Below are 21033 nucleotides of genomic sequence, written 5' to 3'. Positions count from 1 at the left end.
GAAGCAGATCTGACGTTTGACCGCATCTGTCCGGGACGATTCCCTTTGATCGCGCGAAGCCTTAGACTCCCGGCATGACCGAATCAAAATCCATGATCCTCGGCTGTGCCGGGAAATCGCTCACCCGCGAAGAAATCAATTTCTATCGCAATGAATGCCCTTGGGCTTTCATCCTGTTCGCGCGCAACATTGGCGAGACAGAGCAGATCCGCGATCTGGTCGCCGAGATGCGCGACTGCATCGGACGCCCGGACGCGCTGGTGTTCATAGACCAGGAGGGCGGCCGGGTGCAGCGCCTGCGCCCGCCGCTGGCGCCGAACTATCCCGCCGGCGGCGCGCTCGGCGCGTTGTGGCGCAACGATCACGACGCCGGCGCGCGCGCGGCTTGGCTGATGGCGCGGCTGCATGCTTTCGATCTCTTGCGCTATGGCATTACGGCGGATTGCCTGCCGGTGCTCGACGTGCCGATCGAAGGCGCCAGCGACGTCATCGGCGCGCGTGCTTACGGCAAGGAGCCGCGCCCTGTCATCGAACTGGGCCGGGCCGCGGCCGAAGGCCTGATGGCGGGCGGGGTGTTGCCGGTCATGAAGCACATTCCGGGCCACGGGCGAGCCTTTGCCGACACGCATTTCGAATTGCCGATAGTCAACGCCTCGCTGAGCGATCTGCAGCGGCATGACTTTGCCCCGTTCAGGGAACTCAACCATCTGCCGATGGCGATGACGGCGCATGTCGTCTACAGCGCGATCGATCCCAACAACCCGGCGACGACTTCCGGAAAGGTCATCGATGAGATCATTCGTCGCGAGATCGGCTTCGACGGGCTGCTGATGAGCGACGACACCTCGATGAAGGCACTTTCTGGGGATTTCCCGACAAAGGCGGCCTCGATCCTTGCGGCGGGCTGCGATCTGGTCCTTCACTGTAACGGTGTTTTCGAGGAGATGGCGGGCATCGCATCGCGCACCACAGGGCTTGAAGGCACGTCGCTTGAGCGCGCCAAGCGGGCGCTGACCTATATTAAGAAACACGACGCGGCTGAAGAAGCCGAGATACGTGCGGAATTTGCCACCTATTTCGACGCGGTGGCCTGACAAAGGAAGCGAGAGGACGTGGCGGAGACATTGGAAAGCAAGGCCGCGAAGGCCGCACCGATGGACCGTCTGTGGGCCGAGAACGACGATTCACGCGTCACTGGCGACCCGTCGCTGGTCGTCGATGTGGCCGGCTTCGAAGGTCCGCTCGATCTGCTCCTGCATCTCGCCCGCACGCAGAAGGTCGATCTGGCGAGGATTTCGATCCTGGCGCTGGTCGAGCAATATCTGACCTTTGTCGAGACGGCGAGGGCGCTGCGGCTCGAGCTTGCCGCCGACTATCTGGTGATGGCGGCGTGGCTGGCCTTCCTCAAGTCGAAACTTCTCATTCCCAAGCAGCCGGGCGACGAGGGCGAAAGCGGTGAGGAACTGGCGGCTGTGCTGCAGTTCCGGCTCAAGCGGCTGGAAGCCATGCGCGATGCCTCGGCGCGGCTGGTCAACCGCAACCGGCTCGGCCGCGACGTGTTTGCGCGCGGCATGCCGGAAATGGTCATCGTCGAAAGGCGCAACGCCTATTCGGCGTCGCTCTACGATCTCTTGACCGCTTATGCCCAGCAGCGGCAGAAGCAGGCGATCAACAATGTGACGATCGCCAGGCGCGGCGTCTGGTCGCTCAAGGATGCGCGCGATATCCTGACCCGGCTGGTCGGGGCCCTGCATGACTGGGCAACGCTGGAAAGTTTTCTGATCGAGTACATGACCAGCCCCGAGGAGCGGCGCACGGCGATCGCCAGCTCCTTTGCGGCCACGCTGGAACTGGTGCGCGAAGGCAAGATGGATGTACGGCAGGACGAAGTGTTCGCGCCGATCTATCTGCGCGGCCGTGTGCAGGCAATCAAGGCAGTCGAGGTGGCATCATGAGCGAACGCGCCAACGCTTCGGTTATCCCGTTCAAGGTTGGTGACGAACCGGAAGAAGTGCTGTTTTCCGAGGAGCCGGCCGAGCAGGTACAGAACCCGGCCGAGCGACTGCATCTGGCGGAAGCCGTGCGCATGGCCGAGGCGATCGTGTTCGCCAGCGCCGAACCGGTCAGCGAAAAGCAGCTCGCGGCGCGCTTGCCTGACGGCATCAACGTCGCCGTCGCCATGGCTGAACTGCAGCAGATCTATGCACGGCGCGGCGTCAATCTGGTGCGCGTCGGCGAAGCCTGGGCATTTCGCACCGCCGGCGATCTGGCCTTCCTGATGAGCCGCGACACGGTGCAGCAGCGCAAGCTGTCGCGCGCCGCGCTCGAAGTGCTGGCGATCATCGCCTATCACCAGCCGGTGACGCGCGCCGAGATCGAGGACATCCGTGGCGTCGAAACCTCGAAAGGCACGCTCGACACGCTGCTGGAAACGGAATGGGTGCGCATGCGCGGCCGGCGCCGGACGCCCGGCCGTCCCGTCACCTATGGTACGACCGACACGTTCCTCGACCATTTCGCGCTGGAGGAAATCCGGGATCTTCCCGGCATGGAGGAACTGAAGGGCGCCGGGCTGCTTTCAGGCCGCATGCCGTCGAATTTCTCCATTCCGCAGCCGCCGGCCGATCCCGATGCGTTGACCGACGACGAGGATGCGCTGACCGACATCGATCTCGAGGAACTCGGCTTGCTGACGCCGCGCGTCACGGAAGATTGACCGGCAATTGCAGCCCATTTGTCGAGGATGCGCGGATTCGTAGCGGGCCATGGCGTCGAAAATGCGTGACATCCGCCAGCCTTTCATAAACTCTGTCGCAGTTGTGTTTGAATCCCAACGCGAAAACGCATAGATCATCGCCAGGGAAAACATTCGAGAGAGATTTGCTATGGGTTCATTTTCGATTTGGCATTGGATGATCGTGCTGGTGATCGTGCTTTTGGTGTTCGGCCGTGGCAAGATTCCCGAGTTGATGGGCGACATGGCCAAGGGCATCAAGAGCTTCAAGAAGGGCATGGCCGACGACGACGTTGCCGAAGACAAGCGCACCGTCGAACATCGTGCCGACGAGACCGTCTCGGCCGTGAAGGAAAAAGCCAGCAAGAGCTGAGCCACAGGTTCTAGTCGGAACAGATAGCCATGTTTGAAGTCGGCTGGACCGAAATGCTGGTGATTGCGATCGTCATGATCGTGGTCGTCGGGCCCAAGGATTTGCCCAACATGCTGCGCACCTTCGGCCGCACGACGGCCAAGCTGCGCACCATGGCGGCCGACTTCCAGAAACAGTTCAACGAAGCGCTGAAGGAAGCCGAGCTCGACGACGTCAAGAAGTCGGTCGACGAGCTCAGGAACCTCAGTCCGGCCGCCGAGATCCGCAAACAGCTCAATCCATTCGAGCAGGCGGCGGCCGATGTGCGCTCGGGCGTCGACGCGGCGATGAAGCCGAAGCCGGCCGCCGATCCGGCAGCGCCTGCCGCTTCAACCCCGCAGGCGGCCGAACCGTTGAAGAACGGCGCAACGACCATGCCTGGCGTCAACGGGCCTGAGGCTGCGCCAGCAGCGCCGATTTTCCCGGCAATGACCGATGAATCGGTGGTGACATCGTCGGCGCCCACCGAACCGGTCGTGACGACGAAGGTATCCGCGAAGAAAGTGGCCAAGGCTCCACCGGCAAAGGCGACACCGGCGGCCAAGGCGCCGACGAAAGTCGTGACGGCTTCAAAGCCTGAAATGCCCAAAACAGCGAAGCCGGCCGCGGCCAAGGCGATCGCGACCAAAACCGTGGCGAAAGCCGAGCCGAAACCGGTTGCGGCGAAGAAGCCGGTGGCCAAGAAGACGGCTGGAGCCGCCAAGTGAGCGTTTCGGACAAGGAAAAGGACGAGATCGAAAAATCGTCGGCGCCGCTGATGGAGCATCTCATCGAGTTGCGCCGGCGGCTGATCTGGTCGCTAGGCGGTTTCTTTGTCGCCTTCCTGGTCTGCTTCTTCTTCGCCAAGAAGCTGTTCAATCTTTTGGTCGTTCCGTTCAAATGGGCGACGAAGTGGGCGGGGCTCGATCCGCACAAGGTCGAGCTGATCTACACCGCGCCGCAGGAATTCTTCTTCACCCAGGTCAAGCTCGCCATGTTCGGCGGCATGGTCATCGCCTTTCCGCTGATCGCCACGCAGATCTACAAATTCATCGCGCCCGGCCTCTACAAGAACGAGCGCAACGCCTTCCTGCCGTTCCTGATCGCGTCGCCCATCTTGTTCCTGATGGGCGCCTCGCTGGTCTATTTCTTCTTCACGCCGATGGTGATGTGGTTCTTCCTCGCCATGCAGCAGGCCGGCACTGACGACCAGGTGCAGATTTCGCTGCTGCCGAAAGTGTCGGAATATCTCAGCCTGATCATGACGCTGATCTTCTCCTTCGGCCTGGTGTTCCAGCTGCCGGTGGTGACCAGCCTGATGACGCGCGTCGGCATGCTGTCGTCCAAGGGGCTGGCCGAGAAACGCAAATGGGCGATCGTCATTGCTTTCATCGTCGCGGCGGTGCTGACGCCACCCGATCCGATGAGCCAGATCGGCCTGGCCCTTCCGACCATCTTGCTCTACGAGGTTTCGATCTGGGCCGCGCGGTGGATCGAGCGCGACCAGGAAAGGCAGCGGGTGGCGCGCGAGAAGCAGGATGCTGCGGAAGCCGTGGCGGACAAAGCGCCGGACGAGCCACCGGCGCCGGCAGCCTCGTAAAGTAACAGGCCCGTACTCGCGGCGGAAAACGACAACCGCCGCCCAGCCTCATCTTGCATCGATCAAGGATGCGGTTTACGCCCCTCTAGCCTAGCTTGAGGACGAAAAAACCATGCTTGATATCAAATGGATTCGCGACAACCCGAAGGCCCTTGTCGAGGCGCTGGTGAAGCGCTCCTGGTCGGCCGGTGACGCGCAGTCCACGGTCGATGGGCTGATCGCCTCGGACGAGGCGCGGCGCGAGCACGTCACCGAGTTGCAGATGAAGCAGGAGCGTCGCAACGCCGCCTCGAAGGAGATCGGCAACGCCATGCGTTCGGGCGATGCGGCACTTGCCGAAAAATTGAAAGCTGAAGTCGGCGAGATCAAGACCTTCATCCAGAACGGCGAGGCACGCGAACGCGAACTCGACAAGGCACTGAACGATGCGCTGGCGGTGCTGCCCAATGTGCCGCTCGAAGATGTGCCGGTCGGCAAGGACGAGCACGACAATGTGGTCAAGCACATCGTCGGCAAGATACCGACGCGCCCGAACTGGGTGAAGGAGCATTTCGAGGTCGGCGAAGCGCTTGGCATGATGGATTTCGAGCGGGCGGCGAAACTGTCGGGATCGCGCTTCACCGTGCTGAAGAGCGGGTTGGCGCGGATGGAACGCGCGCTTGGCCAGTTCATGCTCGACCTGCACACGACCGAGCATGGCTATGAGGAAGTCATCCCGCCATTGATGGTCAAGGACGACGTTCTTTTCGGCACCAACCAGCTGCCGAAGTTCGAGGAAGATCTGTTTTTCACGTCGCACGGGGAGGGTAGGCTTGGCTTGATCCCGACCGCCGAGGTGCCGCTCACCAATCTGGTGCGCGAGGAGATCACCGCGCATGAAAAACTGCCGCTGCGCTTCACAGCGCTGACGCCATGCTTCCGTTCGGAAGCGGGTTCGGCCGGGCGCGACACGCGCGGCATGCTGCGCCAGCACCAGTTCTACAAGGTCGAACTGGTGTCGATCACCGATCAGGAATCGTCGCTCGCCGAGCATGAGCGGATGACGCAATGCGCCGAGGAAGTGCTGAAGCGGCTCGGCCTGCCGTTCCGCACCATGACGCTGTGCACCGGCGACATGGGGTTTGGTGCGCGCAAGACCTACGACATCGAGGTCTGGCTACCCGGCCAGAACGCCTATCGCGAAATCTCGTCCTGCTCGATGTGCGGTGATTTCCAGGCGCGCCGCATGGACGCCCGCTACAAGGACAAGGACGGCAAGGGCAACCGCTTCGTCCATACGCTGAACGGCTCGGGCACCGCGGTTGGTCGCGCGCTCATAGCTGTCATCGAAAACTACCAGAATGAGGATGGCAGCGTAACCATTCCTGAAGTGCTGCGGCCTTACATGGGCGGTCTGGAAAAGATCGAATCGAAATGATGCGTATTCTCCTGACCAATGACGACGGCATTCACGCCGAGGGCTTGGCGTCGCTCGAACGCGTCGCTCGCACCCTGTCCGACGATGTCTGGGTGGTGGCGCCGGAGCAGGACCAGTCCGGCTATGCGCATTCGCTGTCGATCTCGGAGCCGCTGCGGCTGCGCAAGATCGGCGAGAAGCATTTCGCCGTGCGCGGCACGCCGACCGATTGCGTCATCATGGGCGTCAAGAAGATCCTGCCGGGTGCGCCGGACCTGATCCTGTCCGGCATCAATTCCGGCGCCAACATCGCCGACGACGTCACGTATTCGGGAACCGTCGCCGGCGCCATGGAAGGCGCGCTGCTCGGCATCCGCTCGATCGCGCTCAGCCAGGGCTACAGCTATGTCGGCGAGGATCGTGTCGTCCCTTACGAGACGACCGAGGCGCTGGCGCCGGCGCTGCTGAAGAAGCTTGTCGCGACGCCGTTGCCGGACGGCGTGCTGCTCAACGTCAATTTTCCGAACTGCCTTCCCGAGGAAGTCGCCGGTACGGTGGTCACCTCGCAAGGCAAGCTCGTGCATAGCCTGTGGGTCGACGAGCGCCGCGACGGGCGCGGGCTGCCCTACTACTGGCTGCGCTTCGGCCGCGAGCCGGTCGAAGGCAAGCATGGCACCGACCTCTACGCCCTGCACAACAGGCTGGTGTCGGTGACACCGCTGCATCTCGACCTCACCGCGCATGAAATCCGTGACCAACTGAGCAAGGCGCTTGCATGAATCAGGGGCTTCCAATCGATGATCGCGAAGGCTTCGCCGCCTTTCTGCTGCGCTTGCGCGGCCGGGGAACGGTGCCGAAGGCGCTGATCGCTGCTTTCGAGGCGACACCGCGGCGTGGTTTTCTTGGTGCCCAGTTCCATCAGATCGCCTGGTCGGATCGCATGCTGCCGATCGAATGCGGCGAGGCGATCGAAGGCGCCGACATGCAGGCGGCGGTGATCGCGGCGCTCACCATCGAGCAGGGCAACCGCGTGCTCGAGATCGGGACCGGCTCAGGTTACACGGCAGCGGTGATGTCGCGGCTAGCGGCGCGGGTCGTCACCACAGATCGCTACAAGACGCTTGTCGAGCAGGCCAGGCAGCGTTTCGAGGCGCTTGGCATCGGCAATGTCATCGTGCGCCAGGCGGATGGTTCCGGCGGGCTGCCGAATGAAGGACCGTTCGATCGTATCGTCGCGTGGGCCGCCTTCGACAGCCTGCCGCGCTTCCTGCTCGACCAATTGTCGAGCGGCGGCGTCGTCATCGCCCCGATCGGCCCCGAAGAGGGCGAACAGGTGCTGGCCAAACTGACCAAGGTCGGAAGCCGGTTCGAGCGCGAGGATATCGGCCTCGTTCGCCTGCAGCCGATCCTGCGCAGCGTGGCTGCAGTCATCTAGCTTGTTGTTCAGGCGATGCCGCCTGCGCACGGCGAGGTCATGAGCTTCCCTGGCAGCGGCGCGATCCACTTGCGCTCAATTGGGGAGACCGCTTGCAAGCTCGCCTGAGCTGGTCTCGGTGCTTCTCCAAGCGGCCTCAAATATTTTAAGAAAATTTGCGTCTGATTTTAAGGGGTTAACCGACCAGTAACATTAACGCGCTTTAATCATGCCCAGTTGGTAAGCGTATGTGCGGGTTATTGCGATGCAACTCAGTGTTTTGAAGGCAAACGGGCGCAATCTGGCGCGAGGCTGCGCCGTCCTCATGATTGCAGGCGCTGCGGCCGGGTGCAGTTCCCAGGCCTCTCGGTTCAACAGCGTCGACGACGTCTTCACGTCCTCGACCAACAATCAGCGCGCCATCATCAACAAGCAGGATGCCTTGCAGCCCTATCCGGGCGATGTCGCGGCCGCTCCGCTCGACGGCAGCCATACGCAGTCGGTGAGCCGCTCCAGCCTCGAGCCGGTTTCGTCACGGCCGCTGCCGCCGCCCGTTGCCCAGGCGCAGCCGGCTCCCGCGCTTGCGCCTGCCGCAAACCCGGTCCGCGTCGCATCGGCGCCGGCCTTGGTGCGTCCGGCTCCTCACGTCGACAGGACCACGACCGGCACCGTCGCTCCCGCGGGATCGCCGTTCAAGGTCGCACAGCCTGACGCGCCGCGCGTGGCCACCGCCGGTACCCCGCATGCCACCGAGATCGTCGTCAGGGATGGCGAAACGATTGGCGGCCTGGCGCACCGCTACAAGGTGCCCGCCGACGTCATCATGAAGGTCAATGGGCTGAGCCCGACCAAGGGATTGAAGACCGGTCAGAAGCTGGTCATCCCGGCCTATGCCTATTCGAGCAAGGCCGAAGCGAAAGTTGCTGATGCCAAGCCAGCGAAGGACGGCAAGCACGACCTTCCGGCCACCGCGCCCGAAAAGGTCGCTGTGCTGCCACAGCAGCCGAAGCTCAAGGAGGGCAAGGCTGCTGCTCAGGTCGACGCTTCGGCCGCCGCAAGCCAGCCCAAGGAGCCCAAGCCCGTGCAGGTGGCCAAGGCGACCGGCGCCGCCGGCACCTACACCGTCCAGTCGGGGGACACGATGTCCTCGATTTCCAGGAAGACCGGCGTCGGCGTCGTCGCGTTGAAGCAGGCCAACGGCATGAAGGATGGCCTGCTCAAGATCGGCCAGACCCTGAAGGTGCCGGCTGGTGGAGCGGCGACCGTCGCCAGCGCCAAGCCGGCCAAGATCGACCCGGTGACCACGGCAACGACGCAGCCGGCTGCAAAGACGACGCCGTCGGAAACGCTGGCGTCTTACACGCCGCCGAAGAAAGATTCGAAGGTCATTCAGCAGGCTGAGGACGACGATGCTGTCGCGCCTGACGCCACCGGCATCGGCAAGATGCGCTGGCCGGTGCGCGGCCGCGTGATCTCTGGTTTCGGGGCTGGCAAGGACGGCGTCGACATCGCCGTGCCCACGGGCACGCCGGTCAAGGCAGCCGAGAATGGCGTCGTCATCTATGCTGGCGATGGGCTCAAGGAATTCGGCAATACGGTGCTGGTGCGCCACGAGAACGGCCTGGTAACCGTCTACGGCCATGCCAGTTCGATCGAGGTCCAGCGCGGCCAGAAGGTCAAGCGCGGCCAGGAAATCGCGCTGTCAGGCATGAGCGGCACGACGGACTCGCCGAAGCTGCACTTCGAAGTGCGCAAGAACTCGGCTCCGGTCGATCCGTCGGGCTATCTCGAATAGAATAAAAAAAGCGATTTGCAGGCCGCCTGACCTCCAGTCCGGCCCGCCCGCTCAGCCCGCTCCGCAAGGGGCGGGCTTTTTCAGTTTTGTACAAATGCCTGTCCGCAAGGCTCAAAGATGATCAAGGAGCGTGTCGGCGATCATCTCCTCAAGGCTACTGGCCTTCACGCCTAGAAGTGCCTCGGCGTCGGAGGAATCAACCAGCAAAGGGCTCTCGAAGAGGTAGCTCATCTCGATGAGTTCATGCATGCCCAACGCTTCCATTTCGGGGACGGAATAGGAACGTGTCTCTGAAGCCTCTCGTCCGAGCATCGCCGCGATTTTCTGGATGAGTTCCCGGGGGGAGGCGTATTGCGAGGGAACGTGAAACGCCCGTCGCCATTCACCCGTGTAGCGGGAGGCCGCGACAAGCGTCTTGGCGACGTCCTTGGTGAAGGTCCAGGCATGAGTTGCGTCGAGGTCTCCAATAAAGGCGGTAGGCTTGCCCTCGATGATGGAGGGCAGCGCGACTAGTGAGAAGTAGCTGATCGCGCCATGTCCGAGATAGTCGCTGGACCGTACTTCGATCGCCGGCACATTGGCACGGGCCGCCCGCTGCCACATAATCGTCCTGGCGGTTCCCTTCTTCGAAGTCGGGTCTAGAGGCAGGTCGGAGCGAAGCGGGCTATCGGCATTTTCCCCATAGCCATAGAGGTTTCCGAGCACGATGAGCTTCGCGCCGACCGCTTCCACCGCGCGCACGGTGCCGTCGATGATGGGGAAAAAGTCGGTCGGCCACCGATGATATGTGGCCATGGCGCACATGAAGATGGCATCGGCGCCTCGGCAGATACGCGACAGTTCCGAGGCATCCGTGGCGTCGGCCTGTATGGCCCGAACGTTCTGCAGCGCGTTCGAGCCGACGCTGCGGCTTGTGAGAACGACATCATGTCCTTCTTCGCCAAGAAGACGAGCGGTCTCGCGTCCAACCGGGCCCGCACCGACAACAACATAGAAACTCATGGCAACCTCTCTTCCAAGCTTGATGGAGAGGCGTGAGTACAGGTTCGCGGCATTGAAAATCGCGCGGGAATTGCCAAATCTTGAACAGGTTTTGCCATGAATCGAGAGAGCATGCGTCCGCAATTCGCTCCGGCCCGATCCCCGTCCGACGTAACAATGGTTTCCCGGCATATTGAAGCAGGCGTCCATCGTCTTCCGCGGGTGCCACACCATCGCATCATGGTGCATACAAGCGCCGCGACACGCTCCTACTGCAATGAGGTTAGGCGATATTTCGTCAGGCGCGCCGGCGATATCGATCTGGTGCCAGCTGGCGAGGAGGGCGGTTTCGAGGCTGAAACCCCGTTCGACACGATTGAGATTGTCTTGCAGCCAGCCTTGATGGAAAGGGTGGCGGCGGAACTTGGTGGCAGGGCGCGAGCATCGCGGCTCGACACACGCCATTTGCTTCGTGACCAGAGCATCGAACATCTCGCTCGAGCACTCCAGAGCGATCTCAATGCAAACGTGCCGAGTGGCCCTTTGTTTGCCGACAGCATTGGCGCCGCATTCGCGGTGAGGCTGCTTGGCCTCGATGATTCAGACATCGAACGAACGAACCGGTTGTCGGATACCCAGCTCAAGCGCGTCCTGGAGCACATTGAGGCCGCTCTCCACGAGCCGCTTTCGATCCATCGGCTAAGCCGGGTTGCCGGCGCGAGCAGCTCGCACTTGCGGACATGGTTCAAGGTAGCGACGGGCGTCACCCTGCATCGCTACGTGTTGCGACGTCGCGTCGAACGCGCACGCGTTCTGCTGCAGCAAGGCGATCTCAGCACAAGCGAGGTTGCGGAATTGACGGGCTTCGCACACCAGTCACATCTGGCGCATTGGATGCGCCGCGAGATTGGCCAAACGCCGCGTGACTTGCGACGGGCGCAGCCGCCCGAATGACATTGTCGCTTGATTGCGTTTTGCGACGGGAACCAACGCTTCAATCCTTCAGCGGCTTGCCAAGCCGACCGGCCAGGTCCTGGGTGAACTGCCAGGCGACGCGGCCCGATCGGCTGCCGCGTGTCGTTGCCCATTCCAGCGCTTCGGCGCGCAGTTGCTCGGGGTCGATGGCCAGGCCATGATGACGGACGTAGCCGTCGATCATGTCGAGATACTCGTCCTGCGAACATTTGTGGAAGCCGAGCCACAGGCCGAAACGATCGGACAGCGAGACCTTTTCCTCGACCGCCTCGGATGGGTTGATGGCGGTCGAGCGCTCATTGTCGATCATGTCGCGCGGCAACAGATGGCGGCGGTTGGAGGTGGCGTAGAAGATGACATTGGCCGGGCGCCCCTCGACGCCGCCCTCGAGTGCTGCCTTCAGCGATTTGTAGGACGTATCGTCGTGGTCGAAGGAGAGGTCGTCGCAAAACAGGATGAAGCGGAAGGGAGCCGCCTTGAGCAGGCCCATCAGCTTCGGCAGCGTGTCTATGTCCTCACGGTGGATCTCGATCAGCTTCAACGGCAGGTCGGACCTGGCCCTGGCATTGATGTCCGCGTGCACGGCCTTGACCAGCGAGGATTTGCCCATGCCGCGCGCCCCCCACAACAGCACGTTGTTGGCGGCATAGCCGGCGGCGAAGCGCTCGGTGTTGTCGACAAGGATGTCACGGACACGGTCGACGCCACGGATCAGGCCGATGTCGACGCGATTGACCTTGTGTACCGGCTCCAGAAAACCAGGGTCGGCCTGCCAGACGAAGCAATCGGCCTCGCCGAGATCGGTTTGAGGCACCGGTTGCGGGGCAAGGCGGCCGACCGCCTCGATCAGGCGGTCGAGCTTCTGGTTCAGGGCGTCAATGCTGCTGTCGGTCATGTCTGGCTTTTGTTTTTCGCGGTTTTGAAGTGTCGGTGCGTGGACCTGTCCGATTCCGTCGGGTTCGAAACCGGTTGCAACCTTTTGTTCGAGCGTGATCTTTTCCGAAAACCGGCTCGCGCTTTTCCCGGTCATGCTCTAACACGGCTCAACAGGCCGGAAAAGCAGCCGATTTGCCCAGCCGCGCAGTTGCATTGACAACTTTACCGACTATATTCCGGCCAAATTTCAAGGGGCCGCCAAACTCCGCAGGACGTTGGCGGCTGTTTTCAAAATTCAGGAGTACTCTCGATGTTCGTGACACCGGCATACGCCCAAGGCATCGGCGGCGCCTCTCCAGATATGTTCATCAGCATTTTGCCGTTTGTCCTGATTTTCGTGATCATGTATTTTCTGATCATCCGGCCGCAGCGCACGCAGCTGAAGAAGCGCGGTGAGATGCTGGCGGCGGTTCGCCGCGGCGACACGGTCGTCACCGGCGGCGGGTTTGTCGGCAAGGTGACCAAGGTGATCGACGACAACGAGCTCGAGATCGACCTCGGCGGTGGCACCAAGGTGACCGCGCTGCGCTCGACGATCGCCGACGTGCGCGTCAAGGGCGAGCCGGTGGCCAACCAGAACGCCAAGAAATAACCAAATTCCAGGCGGAGCGATCCGCGGACACGCTCTGACGGACGACGCCATATGCTGTATTTTTCGCGCTTCAAGATGATCCTGATCTGGGTGGCCGTGGCCATCACAGTGATCCTCGCCGCGCCAAACCTGTTCTCCGCCAGTACGCTGGCCCAACTGCCCAGCTGGGTGCCGAAGCGGCAGATGACGCTCGGCCTCGATCTGCAGGGTGGGTCGCACATCCTGCTCAGGATGGATCCCAACGATCTGATCAAGGATCGGCTGGAAACGACGCGGGACGAGATCAGGACGCTGCTGCGCGATGCCAAGGTCGGCTATACCGGCCTTGCCGGATCGGGCCGCACCGTGCAGGTCCGCATCACCGATCTCGCCCAGGTCGATGCCGCCAAGAAGGCGCTGAAGACATTGACCGATCCTGTCGCTGCCGGCCTGTTCAGCGGCGGCTCCATCCAGGAGATGACGCTGGATGATTCCGAGCCCGGCCTGCTCAAGTTCACCGTCACCGACGCCGGCATCAAATACCGCACCTCGACGGCGCTGACGCAATCGATCGAAGTCGTCGGCCGCCGTGTCAACGAACTCGGCACCACCGAGCCGATCGTGCAGCGCCAGGGCGACGACCGCATCCTGGTCCAGGTGCCGGGTCTGCAGGATCCGCAACGGCTGAAGGAAATCCTCGGCCAGACCGCCAAGCTGACCTTCCAGATGGTCGACCAGTCGATGCCGGTGCAGGATGCGCTCAACGGCCGTCCGCCTGCCGGCTCCTCGATCCTCTATTCGCAGGACGATCCGCCGGTTCCCTACCTGATCGAAAACCGCGTCATCGTTTCGGGTGAGAACCTCGTCGATGCGCAGGCGACATACAATTCGCAGAACAACGAGCCGGTGGTTTCGTTCCGCTTCGATTCGAAGGGCGCGGCGCGTTTCGGCCAGGCGACCTCGCAGAATGTCGGCAAGCTGTTCGCGATCGTGCTCGACAATCAGGTGATCTCGGCGCCGCAGATCCGTGAGCCGATCCTCGGCGGCACTGGCCAGATCTCCGGCAATTTCACCGCCCAGAGCGCCAACGATCTCGCTGTGCTGCTGCGCGCCGGTGCGCTGCCGGCGACACTGACGGTGATCGAAGAACGCACCGTAGGTCCGGGCCTCGGCCAGGATTCGATCCATGCCGGCAAGGTCGCGGGCATCATCGGCTCGATCCTCGTCGTTGCGTTCATGTTCGTCGCCTACGGCTTCCTCGGCTTCCTCGCCAACATCGCTCTGGCAGTGCACGTGGCGATGATCGTCGGGCTGTTGTCACTGCTTGGCGCGACACTGACCTTGCCCGGTATCGCCGGTATCGTGCTGACCATCGGCATGGCGGTCGATTCCAACGTGCTGATCTACGAACGCATTCGCGAGGAGCGACGTAACGGCCGCTCCGTGATCCAGGCGATCGACACCGGATTCTCCAAGGCGCTGGCCACCATCGTCGATTCCAACGTCACCTCGCTGATCGCCACGGTGGTGCTGTTCTATCTCGGCACCGGTCCGGTGAAGGGCTTTGCCATCACCTACGCCATCGGCATCCTGACCACCGTCTTCACCGCCTTCACCTTCACCCGGCTGCTGGTGTCGATCTGGCTGCGCCGTGCCCGTCCGAAGGAATTGCCGAAGGCGCCGGTGACCTTCATTCCGCCGGGCACGAAGATTCCGTTCATGGGCATCCGCCGCTGGACGTTCGCGTTGTCGAGCTTCCTGTCGGTTCTGTCGGTGGTCCTGTTCATGACCATCGACATCAATTACGGCATCGATTTCAAGGGCGGTTCGCTGATCGAGGTGAAGGCCAAGAGCGGCACCGCCGATCTCGCCGATATCAGAGGCAGATTGACGGAACTCAACATTGGCGAAGTGCAGGTACAGCAGTTCGGCGAGCCGAACGACGTGCTGATCCGCGTCGGGACGCAGGATGGCGGCGAGAATGCCGAGCAGACGGTCATCGACAAGGTGCGCGGCGAGCTGCAGGACCAGTATGATTTCCGCCGCGTCGAAGTGGTGGGACCGACGGTTTCCGGCGAGTTGGCCAAGCAAGGCACGATCGCCATGTTGGTCGCGCTGTTCGGCATCCTGGTCTATGTCTGGTTCCGTTTCGAATGGCAGTTCGCGGTCGGCGCCATCGTGGCGACGGTGCACGATGTGGTGATGACGCTCGGCTTCTTCGTCATCACCGGGCTTGAATTCAACCAGTCGTCGCTGGCGGCGATACTGACCATCATCGGCTATTCGCTGAACGACACGATCGTGGTCTACGACCGCGTTCGCGAGGATCTGCGAAAATACAAGCGAATGCCGCTGCCGCAGCTGTTGAACAACGCCATCAACGAGACGTTGTCGCGAACGACGCTGACCTCGGTGACGACGATCCTCGCCTTGCTGGCGCTGGTGCTGTTCGGCGGCGAGGTGATCCGCTCGTTCACTATGGCCATGCTGTTCGGCGTCGTGTTTGGCACCTATTCGTCGATCTTCATCGCGGCACCGCTGCTGATCCTGTTCAAGCTGCGGCCGCAGGCTACAACCTCCGACGAGGAGAAGCCGGTGGGCGGCGGCAAAGCGGTCGCGACCTGACGCGCGGCCGCGAAGGGGTGACACAACGGTGACCGGCAAAGGCATCGTCATCCGCGAGGCGCATTTCCCTGGCCGTGCGCCGATCGAGGCCTACGGCAATGGCGGGTTCCGCTTTGCCGACATGTCGCATCGCGGCTCGCTGCTGTGCCTGCCATCCGGCATCCATGGTTGGGAGCCGGCCGACGCCACAGCGCTGACAGTGGCTGATTTCGACAGGCTGCTGGCCGAGGCCGACAAGGTCGAGATCCTGCTGGTCGGCATGGGCAGGGAACTCCGGCCGCTGCCGGCGGCGCTGCGCGCGGCGCTGAAGGCGGCGGGCATCACGTCCGACCCGATGTCGACGGGGGCTGCGGTGCGGACCTATAATGTCCTTCTGGCGGAAGACCGCGCCGTGGCCGCCGCGCTGATCGCCGTCGATTGATATGTCCGAAAATGCCAAAATCGTCATGGACGCGGTGCGCGCCGCCGACCACGACCGCTATCTCACCGCGCTCTACGCGCCGGCCGACAAGCGCGACGCGCTGTTTTCGCTCTATGCCTTCAATGCCGAGATCGCAGGTATCCGGGATCGCATCCACGAGCCGTTGCCCGGCGAAGTGCGGCTGCAATGGTGGCGCGATGTCATTGCCGCCGGTGGCGAGGCGGGTGCCGGCCATCCTGTTGCCGATTCCTTGAACACCACCATTGCTGCGTTCAAGCTGCCGAAGTCGGCGTTCGACAACATGCTCGAGGCGCGCATTTTCGATCTCTATGACGATCCGATGCCGTTGCGCACCGATCTCGAAGGCTATTGCGGCGAGACGGCAGCCGCTCTCATCCAGCTTGCGGCGATGGTGCTCGATCCCGTCGAGGCGCCGCGTTTCGCTGAACTGGCGGGCAGGGCCGGCTGCGCCCAGGCGATAACCGGCCTGTTGCTTCTGCTGCCGCTGCACCGCAAACGTGGGCAGTGTTTTGTCCCGGTCGATATCCTGGCGGCGGCGGGCTCTTCGCCGGAAGAGTTTGTTGCCGGTGACGGCGGCCCCGGCGCTAAGCGTGCGGTGGCGGCGATGATTGCGCTGGCGCGGGATCATCTTTCCGCCTTCGAGCAGGGGGCGTCGGCTCTGCCGGTCCTGCTGCGTCCGGCATTTCTGCCGGTGGCCCTGTCGCGCGCTTACCTGACGAAAATGGAGAGTGGCTCGCCGCTCGACGGCGTGGCGCGGCTGTCGGCGCTACGCCGGCATTGGCTATTGCTGCGTCGCGCGAGCAAGGGCTGGCCGGCACTTTGACGTAAACGTCAATCATGCTAAGGATTCGGCCGAGCTGGGAACTGTCGCCTAAGACGACAGGCCGGCCCGGAGGAAATCCATGAGTTTGCTCGTTCTGGTCGCGATCGTCGTCCTTGGCATTGCGCTGTCGGTTGCCGCGGTGCATTTCACCGGTGGCAGCAAGGCGGCCATGCTGGCCGGTCCGGATCAGGCGTTGAGCCGTTTCGCCGAGGATTTTCCCGATGACATTGCTACGCGGGTTCGCCTGACGGCGGATGCCAGGACAGCGTTTCTGGATATCGGGCAAGGGCGCATCGGAATCGTGCACAGCATCGGCGACTGCTTTTTGACGCGCATCGTCACGTCCGCGGATGTCACGGCTCTGGTGGCCGAGGGTGCAGGCGTGGTCTCGTTTCGACTTGCCGATTTCACCTGGAAGGGAGGCCGCTTCAGCTTTGCCGACGCCGTTGATGCGCAGGACTTGCTGAACGCTCTCGGGTCGCAACACCGCAATTCCACCAAGGAGGCCGCGTGATGGACAGTTACGATTTCCCGCAGGTCACCCAACTGGCCATTCCGTTCTTCGTCGCAGCGATCCTGATCGAACTGTGGCTGGTGCGCACCGGCCGCGCCAAGGGCTCGTTCGAGACGCGCGACACACTGACCAGCCTGATGATGGGCACCGGCAATGTCGTCGCCGGGCTGCTGCTTGGCGTCGTGTCCTATTGGGCACTGCTATGGCTGTGGCAATTCCGGATCTTCAATCTCGGGCTGTCGTTCTGGGTGTTCCTGACCGCCTTCCTGCTCGATGATTTGCGCTACTATGTCTACCACCGCATTGCGCACCGGGTGCGCTGGGTGTGGGCCGAGCACGTCAACCATCATTCCAGCCAGCACTACAATTTGTCGACGGCGCTGAGACAAAGCTGGACCGGGCTGTTCACCTTCATGTTCGTGCTGCAGGCGCCGCTGGTGCTGCTCGGCTTCCATCCGGCGGTGATTGCCTTCACCTTTGGCTTCAATCTGGTCTGGCAGTTCTGGATCCACACCGAGACCGTCGGCAAGATGTGGGGCTGGTGCGAATTCATCTTCAACACGCCCTCGCACCACCGCGTCCATCACGCCACCAATCCGCGGTACCTCGACGCCAATTATGCCGGCACGCTGATCATCTGGGATCGCATGTTCGGCACCTTCGTCGAGGAATTGGAAGAGGACCGGCCGCGCTACGGCATCGTCAAGAATATCGGCACCTTCAATCCGCTGAAAGTGGCGTTCCACGAATGGATCGGCATGTTCGCGGATGCCTTTGCTCCGAGGCTTTCGCTCAGCGATCGTCTCAACTACCTGATCAAGCCGCCCGGCTGGAGCCATGACGGCTTGCGCGACACATCGGAAAGCCTGAAGGCCGCCTATGTCAGGCGGAATCCGGGCGAGGCGGGCAAGCCGGGGCTGCCGGCTGCAAGTGCCGAGCCGGCGGAATAGCTGCTTTTATCATAAGGGCGCGGTCGAGCCACCATCGCGCATCAGTGTCTCGTAGTCGCGGCCGCCGTAGAAAATGTTGACGATACGGACGAGATCGTCTTCCACGATGTAGGCGATGACAGCAGAGTGCTCGAACGGCACCGTTCGCAATCCTGGCACGATGTCGTCACGAGAACGACCACCCCGAGGTGCGTTGCCAATGCTCTGGCAGCGGTCTTCGATGCGCAGCACGAATCTCAGCGCTACGTCTGGACTTCCGGTTGCCTCGGCTATGTGTGTGAAAATGTTGGTAAGATCGGCGCTGGCACTTTCGAGATATTCGACTTCAAGCCGCCGAATCATCAGCGCGGCTCGAATATTGCCCAGCGAATTTCTTAAGCCGGTCGCGAACCTCTTCTCCAGAAAGGTTCGGTCTCGTGTCCTCGATCGACGCCGTCACCCGCGCCCGGATCGACGCCATCCGCTCGGTATGCTCTTCCTCTTCGCGCTGGAAGGCGCGAAGTGCGGCGCGGATGACCTCGCTCGCCGAGCCGAAGGAGCCGTCCTGGACTTTCTCGCGGATCATGCGCGCCATGGCGGGCGTGACGGTGACGGACAGTTTTTCAGCGGCTTCCATGGATATCTCTCTTAGGCATAGGTAGGATACTATCCCACTTTACGCCAGGGGTCCATCAGGCCGGCAAGTCTATTCCGCTGCTTCTGCCGTTTGCGCCGCCAATCCCAGCCATTGCCGGCAGTCGGCCCGGGCGCGCGACGTGATCGCATGCCGCTTGGCGACCGTCTTGTCCTTGCCGCGCATGCGTTTGCCCTCGGTCTTCGGGGCTTCGACGGGCGGGAACAGGCCGAAATTGACGTTCATCGGCTGGAAGGAGCGTTTCCCGGGTTCGTCATCGGAAACGATGTGGCCGCCGGTGATGTGGTTGAGCAATGCACCGAAAGCCGTGGTGAGCGGCGGCAGCGAGGGCGCATGGCCGAGCCTTTCTGCGGCGGCGAAGCGTCCGGCGAGCAGGCCGATCGCGGCGCTCTCGACATAGCCCTCGCAGCCGGTGATCTGGCCCGCAAAACGCAGGCCGGGGCGCGACTTCAGCTGCAGCGAAGCATCGAGCAAGGTCGGCGAGTTGATGTAGGTGTTGCGGTGCAGGCCGCCGAGGCGGGCGAAATCGGCATTTTCGAGGCCCGGGATGGTGCGGAACACGCGCACCTGTTCGGCATGCTTCAGCTTGGTCTGGAAGCCGACCATGTTGTAGAGCGTGCCCAGCGCATTGTCCTGCCGCAGCTGCACGACGGCATAGGCCTTCACCGTCGGATTGTGCGCATTGGTTAGCCCCATCGGCTTCATCGGCCCATAGCGCAGCGTCTCGACGCCGCGTTCGGCCATGATCTCGATCGGCAGGCAGCCGTCGAAATAGGGCGTGCCTTCCCATTGTTTGAATTCGGTTTTCTGACCATCGACCAGTGCCTGCACGAAGGCAAGGTACTGCTCCTTGTCCAGGGGACAGTTGATATAGTCCTTGCCGGTGCCGCCGGGCCCGACCTTGTCGTAGCGCGACTGGAACCAGCAGGTGTCCATGTCGATCGTATCGAAATGGACGATCGGAGCGATGGCATCGAAGAAGGCGAGCGCGTCGGCGCCGGTCGCCTCGGCGATCGACTGGGCAAGCGAAGGTGCGGTCAGCGGACCCGTGGCGATGATTGCCTGATCCCAATCCGCCGGCGGCAGGCCCTGCACTTCCTCGCGCTGGATGGTGATCAGCGGGTGCGCTTCGAGCTTTTTCGTCACGGCGTCGGAGAATCCGTCGCGGTCGACGGCAAGCGCACCGCCAGCCGGTACCTGGTTGGCGTCTCCGGCACTCATGATCAGGGAGCCAGCCAACCGCATTTCGGCGTGCAACAGGCCGACGGCGTTGTTTTCGGCGTCGTCGGAGCGGAACGAATTGGAACAGACAAGTTCGGCCAGACCATCGGTCTTGTGCGCATCGGTGCCGCGAACGGGCCGCATTTCATGCAGGACAACCGGCACGCCGGCTTGCGCCGCCTGCCAGGCAGCTTCGGAGCCGGCGAGGCCGCCGCCGATGATGTGGATGGGATTTTTGCTCATGAGCGCCGGAATAATCGCTTGGTGCGGCGATTGCAATTGCCGTGCGTGGTGCCGGGCAAACTGCTCCCGAAGGAACCAGCCCCTGAAAACAACAACACCCGCCGGGGGAGGAGGTCCGGCGGGTGTCGTTTTGGGGGTCGACCCTCGGGAGGAGGTGAAGGCCGACCGTATTCGTCATCGCCGGGGAGGAGGTCGGCTTTGACGAAATCTCTTTCGCTATTTTTGAAAGGGGCGAAACCCTTTTGGGTAACAGCGCCCGCCGCGGGAGGAGGTGCGGCGGGCGCCGTTTTGGTGGTCAACCCTTGGGAGGAGGTAAGGGGTGACCGTATTCGTCAGGGTCGGGGAGGAGGTCGACCCTGGCGAAATTCCTGGATTAGATCGCCCGGCGGGCGACGCTCTTGATTTCGTCGCGGACGATACCAAGATCATGCAGCTGGCGGTTCGAAAGGCGACCCAGCTCGGTAACCGTCTCGCGATAAACGCGCCAGTTACGATAGTTGCGGATCAGGTTCATTGTCGTTCTCTTTTTCAAAACTGGTTCGGACCATTTGCGGTCCGAAGAATTTAGACCGCCTTGCGAGCGACGTAAGGAATGTCGCTGCGGCTGATGCCGAGGTCGGTCAGTTCACGGTTGCTCAGGCGGCTCAGCTCGGAGACAGTGTCCCGGTAGCGGCGCCAGTTGCGGTAGTTGCGGATCAGGTTCATGGTATTTCTCGTTTCGTCTTTCTTCCGGATCATTCCGTCTTTGTGTACGAACCATAGATAGGCGGACCCATATCGATTTAAAA

At 62.4% G+C, this 21033-nt stretch carries 24 protein-coding genes; 17 read left to right on the top strand and 7 right to left on the bottom strand.

The window, feature by feature from the left end; translation table 11 throughout:
• Window positions 1-74 precede the first annotated feature (74 nt).
• The 10 genes from nagZ to BLS48_RS02365 all read left to right on the top strand — a co-directional run bounded on the left by nagZ (window position 75) and on the right by BLS48_RS02365 (window position 9330).
• Window positions 75-1094, top strand: a complete 1020-nt coding sequence (gene nagZ, locus BLS48_RS02410) for a beta-N-acetylhexosaminidase (RefSeq protein WP_091575301.1) — start codon at window positions 75-77, stop codon at window positions 1092-1094.
• A 60-nt stretch (window positions 1095-1154) separates the two neighbouring features.
• Window positions 1155-1955 carry a segregation and condensation protein A gene (locus BLS48_RS02405; protein ID WP_091575640.1) on the top strand — a complete coding sequence of 267 codons (801 nt, stop codon included), beginning with the start codon at window positions 1155-1157 and terminating at the stop codon, window positions 1953-1955.
• Complete coding sequence (gene scpB, locus BLS48_RS02400; RefSeq protein WP_091575299.1) at window positions 1952-2716, top strand: SMC-Scp complex subunit ScpB; 765 nt, start codon at window positions 1952-1954, stop codon at window positions 2714-2716. Before BLS48_RS02405 ends, scpB begins: the two co-directional genes overlap by 4 nt.
• A gap of 169 nt (window positions 2717-2885) precedes the next feature.
• Window positions 2886-3107, top strand: a complete 222-nt coding sequence (locus BLS48_RS02395) for a twin-arginine translocase TatA/TatE family subunit (protein ID WP_013895102.1) — start codon at window positions 2886-2888, stop codon at window positions 3105-3107.
• A gap of 29 nt (window positions 3108-3136) precedes the next feature.
• Window positions 3137-3853 (top strand): Sec-independent protein translocase protein TatB, encoded by a 717-nt coding sequence (gene tatB / locus BLS48_RS02390; protein WP_091575297.1) that lies wholly within the window; start codon window positions 3137-3139, stop codon window positions 3851-3853.
• A complete protein-coding gene (gene tatC / locus BLS48_RS02385; protein WP_091575296.1) occupies window positions 3850-4725 on the top strand; it encodes a twin-arginine translocase subunit TatC in 876 nt (291 codons plus the stop codon). Before tatB ends, tatC begins: the two co-directional genes overlap by 4 nt.
• 112 nt (window positions 4726-4837) lie before the next feature.
• Window positions 4838-6142, top strand: coding sequence for a serine--tRNA ligase (serS, locus tag BLS48_RS02380; RefSeq protein ID WP_091575294.1), 1305 nt, complete (start codon window positions 4838-4840; stop codon window positions 6140-6142).
• Entirely contained in the window at window positions 6142-6900 is a 759-nt protein-coding gene (surE, locus tag BLS48_RS02375; protein WP_091575639.1) for a 5'/3'-nucleotidase SurE, read from the top strand. The genes serS and surE overlap by 1 nt, the downstream gene beginning before the upstream one ends.
• Window positions 6897-7556 carry a protein-L-isoaspartate(D-aspartate) O-methyltransferase gene (locus BLS48_RS02370; RefSeq protein WP_091575292.1) on the top strand — a complete coding sequence of 220 codons (660 nt, stop codon included), beginning with the start codon at window positions 6897-6899 and terminating at the stop codon, window positions 7554-7556. The genes surE and BLS48_RS02370 overlap by 4 nt, the downstream gene beginning before the upstream one ends.
• A gap of 244 nt (window positions 7557-7800) precedes the next feature.
• A complete protein-coding gene (locus BLS48_RS02365) occupies window positions 7801-9330 on the top strand; it encodes a peptidoglycan DD-metalloendopeptidase family protein (RefSeq protein WP_091575291.1) in 1530 nt (509 codons plus the stop codon).
• Window positions 9331-9441: 111 nt separating this feature from the next.
• On the opposite strand, the gene BLS48_RS02360 is transcribed toward BLS48_RS02365, so the two are convergent.
• The gene (locus tag BLS48_RS02360; protein WP_091575289.1) at window positions 9442-10332 is read right to left on the bottom strand and encodes an NAD-dependent epimerase/dehydratase family protein; all 891 of its coding nucleotides are present in this window, start codon (window positions 10330-10332) and stop codon (window positions 9442-9444) included.
• Between the two features lie 111 nt (window positions 10333-10443).
• On the opposite strand from BLS48_RS02360, the gene BLS48_RS02355 reads away from it, so the two are divergent.
• Window positions 10444-11265, top strand: a complete 822-nt coding sequence (locus tag BLS48_RS02355) for an AraC family transcriptional regulator (protein ID WP_091575287.1) — start codon at window positions 10444-10446, stop codon at window positions 11263-11265.
• A gap of 40 nt (window positions 11266-11305) precedes the next feature.
• On the opposite strand, the gene BLS48_RS02350 is transcribed toward BLS48_RS02355, so the two are convergent.
• A complete protein-coding gene (locus BLS48_RS02350; RefSeq protein WP_091575638.1) occupies window positions 11306-12181 on the bottom strand; it encodes an ATP-binding protein in 876 nt (291 codons plus the stop codon).
• Between the two features lie 291 nt (window positions 12182-12472).
• Here BLS48_RS02350 and yajC point away from each other — a divergent pair, with 291 nt between their 5' ends.
• The 6 genes from yajC (at window position 12473) to BLS48_RS02320 (ending at window position 18147) form a co-directional block, all read left to right on the top strand.
• Window positions 12473-12814, top strand: coding sequence for a preprotein translocase subunit YajC (gene yajC, locus BLS48_RS02345; RefSeq protein ID WP_010909882.1), 342 nt, complete (start codon window positions 12473-12475; stop codon window positions 12812-12814).
• Window positions 12815-12865: 51 nt separating this feature from the next.
• Window positions 12866-15418, top strand: coding sequence for a protein translocase subunit SecDF (gene secDF / locus BLS48_RS02340; protein WP_091575285.1), 2553 nt, complete (start codon window positions 12866-12868; stop codon window positions 15416-15418).
• Window positions 15419-15446: 28 nt separating this feature from the next.
• Window positions 15447-15839 (top strand): Mth938-like domain-containing protein, encoded by a 393-nt coding sequence (locus tag BLS48_RS02335; RefSeq protein WP_091575284.1) that lies wholly within the window; start codon window positions 15447-15449, stop codon window positions 15837-15839.
• Window position 15840: 1 nt separating this feature from the next.
• Window positions 15841-16683: a phytoene/squalene synthase family protein gene (locus BLS48_RS02330; protein ID WP_167364912.1), complete on the top strand. Its 843-nt coding sequence runs from the start codon at window positions 15841-15843 to the stop codon at window positions 16681-16683.
• 79 nt (window positions 16684-16762) lie between these two features.
• On the top strand, window positions 16763-17197 hold the full coding sequence (locus BLS48_RS02325) for a hypothetical protein (RefSeq protein WP_091575282.1): 435 nt from the start codon (window positions 16763-16765) through the stop codon (window positions 17195-17197).
• Window positions 17197-18147, top strand: a complete 951-nt coding sequence (locus BLS48_RS02320) for a sterol desaturase family protein (RefSeq protein ID WP_208604574.1) — start codon at window positions 17197-17199, stop codon at window positions 18145-18147. The genes BLS48_RS02325 and BLS48_RS02320 overlap by 1 nt, the downstream gene beginning before the upstream one ends.
• Before the next feature lie 9 nt (window positions 18148-18156).
• Here BLS48_RS02320 and BLS48_RS02315 read toward each other — a convergent pair whose 3' ends face one another.
• The 5 genes from BLS48_RS02315 to BLS48_RS02295 form a co-directional block, all read right to left on the bottom strand.
• Window positions 18157-18489: a type II toxin-antitoxin system RelE/ParE family toxin gene (locus tag BLS48_RS02315; RefSeq protein ID WP_208604573.1), complete on the bottom strand. Its 333-nt coding sequence runs from the start codon at window positions 18487-18489 to the stop codon at window positions 18157-18159.
• Entirely contained in the window at window positions 18473-18763 is a 291-nt protein-coding gene (locus BLS48_RS02310) for a type II toxin-antitoxin system ParD family antitoxin (RefSeq protein ID WP_091575279.1), read from the bottom strand. Before BLS48_RS02310 ends, BLS48_RS02315 begins: the two co-directional genes overlap by 17 nt.
• Before the next feature lie 69 nt (window positions 18764-18832).
• Window positions 18833-20245 carry a methylenetetrahydrofolate--tRNA-(uracil(54)-C(5))-methyltransferase (FADH(2)-oxidizing) TrmFO gene (gene trmFO / locus BLS48_RS02305; RefSeq protein ID WP_091575277.1) on the bottom strand — a complete coding sequence of 471 codons (1413 nt, stop codon included), beginning with the start codon at window positions 20243-20245 and terminating at the stop codon, window positions 18833-18835.
• Window positions 20246-20618: 373 nt separating this feature from the next.
• Complete coding sequence (locus tag BLS48_RS02300; protein ID WP_091575276.1) at window positions 20619-20759, bottom strand: DUF1127 domain-containing protein; 141 nt, start codon at window positions 20757-20759, stop codon at window positions 20619-20621.
• Between the two features lie 50 nt (window positions 20760-20809).
• Window positions 20810-20950 carry a DUF1127 domain-containing protein gene (locus BLS48_RS02295; RefSeq protein WP_013531315.1) on the bottom strand — a complete coding sequence of 47 codons (141 nt, stop codon included), beginning with the start codon at window positions 20948-20950 and terminating at the stop codon, window positions 20810-20812.
• Between the last annotated feature and the right edge of the window lie 83 nt (window positions 20951-21033).

This window comes from Mesorhizobium qingshengii, assembly GCF_900103325.1.
Lineage (GTDB): Bacteria > Pseudomonadota > Alphaproteobacteria > Rhizobiales > Rhizobiaceae > Mesorhizobium > Mesorhizobium qingshengii.
This window is presented reverse-complemented; position numbering and strand designations above follow the sequence as displayed.

What these genes read in the sequence shown, in the direction of transcription:
- secDF (WP_091575285.1), top strand. Translation starts at nt 12,866, where the DNA reads ATGCTGTATTTTTCGCGCTTCAAGATGATCCTGATCTGGGTGGCCGTG.
- BLS48_RS02350 (WP_091575638.1), bottom strand. Translation starts at nt 12,181, where the DNA reads ATGACCGACAGCAGCATTGACGCCCTGAACCAGAAGCTCGACCGCCTG.
- BLS48_RS02315 (WP_208604573.1), bottom strand. Translation starts at nt 18,489, where the DNA reads ATGATTCGGCGGCTTGAAGTCGAATATCTCGAAAGTGCCAGCGCCGAT.
- BLS48_RS02355 (WP_091575287.1), top strand. Translation starts at nt 10,444, where the DNA reads ATGCGTCCGCAATTCGCTCCGGCCCGATCCCCGTCCGACGTAACAATG.
- BLS48_RS02295 (WP_013531315.1), bottom strand. Translation starts at nt 20,950, where the DNA reads ATGAACCTGATCCGCAACTACCGCAACTGGCGCCGCTACCGGGACACT.
- tatB (WP_091575297.1), top strand. Translation starts at nt 3,137, where the DNA reads ATGTTTGAAGTCGGCTGGACCGAAATGCTGGTGATTGCGATCGTCATG.
- surE (WP_091575639.1), top strand. Translation starts at nt 6,142, where the DNA reads ATGCGTATTCTCCTGACCAATGACGACGGCATTCACGCCGAGGGCTTG.
- BLS48_RS02370 (WP_091575292.1), top strand. Translation starts at nt 6,897, where the DNA reads ATGAATCAGGGGCTTCCAATCGATGATCGCGAAGGCTTCGCCGCCTTT.
- BLS48_RS02320 (WP_208604574.1), top strand. Translation starts at nt 17,197, where the DNA reads ATGGACAGTTACGATTTCCCGCAGGTCACCCAACTGGCCATTCCGTTC.
- BLS48_RS02395 (WP_013895102.1), top strand. Translation starts at nt 2,886, where the DNA reads ATGGGTTCATTTTCGATTTGGCATTGGATGATCGTGCTGGTGATCGTG.
- yajC (WP_010909882.1), top strand. Translation starts at nt 12,473, where the DNA reads ATGTTCGTGACACCGGCATACGCCCAAGGCATCGGCGGCGCCTCTCCA.
- BLS48_RS02405 (WP_091575640.1), top strand. Translation starts at nt 1,155, where the DNA reads ATGGACCGTCTGTGGGCCGAGAACGACGATTCACGCGTCACTGGCGAC.
- serS (WP_091575294.1), top strand. Translation starts at nt 4,838, where the DNA reads ATGCTTGATATCAAATGGATTCGCGACAACCCGAAGGCCCTTGTCGAG.
- BLS48_RS02300 (WP_091575276.1), bottom strand. Translation starts at nt 20,759, where the DNA reads ATGAACCTGATCCGCAACTATCGTAACTGGCGCGTTTATCGCGAGACG.
- BLS48_RS02330 (WP_167364912.1), top strand. Translation starts at nt 15,841, where the DNA reads ATGTCCGAAAATGCCAAAATCGTCATGGACGCGGTGCGCGCCGCCGAC.
- BLS48_RS02360 (WP_091575289.1), bottom strand. Translation starts at nt 10,332, where the DNA reads ATGAGTTTCTATGTTGTTGTCGGTGCGGGCCCGGTTGGACGCGAGACC.
- trmFO (WP_091575277.1), bottom strand. Translation starts at nt 20,245, where the DNA reads ATGAGCAAAAATCCCATCCACATCATCGGCGGCGGCCTCGCCGGCTCC.
- BLS48_RS02325 (WP_091575282.1), top strand. Translation starts at nt 16,763, where the DNA reads ATGAGTTTGCTCGTTCTGGTCGCGATCGTCGTCCTTGGCATTGCGCTG.
- BLS48_RS02365 (WP_091575291.1), top strand. Translation starts at nt 7,801, where the DNA reads ATGCAACTCAGTGTTTTGAAGGCAAACGGGCGCAATCTGGCGCGAGGC.
- nagZ (WP_091575301.1), top strand. Translation starts at nt 75, where the DNA reads ATGACCGAATCAAAATCCATGATCCTCGGCTGTGCCGGGAAATCGCTC.
- BLS48_RS02310 (WP_091575279.1), bottom strand. Translation starts at nt 18,763, where the DNA reads ATGGAAGCCGCTGAAAAACTGTCCGTCACCGTCACGCCCGCCATGGCG.
- scpB (WP_091575299.1), top strand. Translation starts at nt 1,952, where the DNA reads ATGAGCGAACGCGCCAACGCTTCGGTTATCCCGTTCAAGGTTGGTGAC.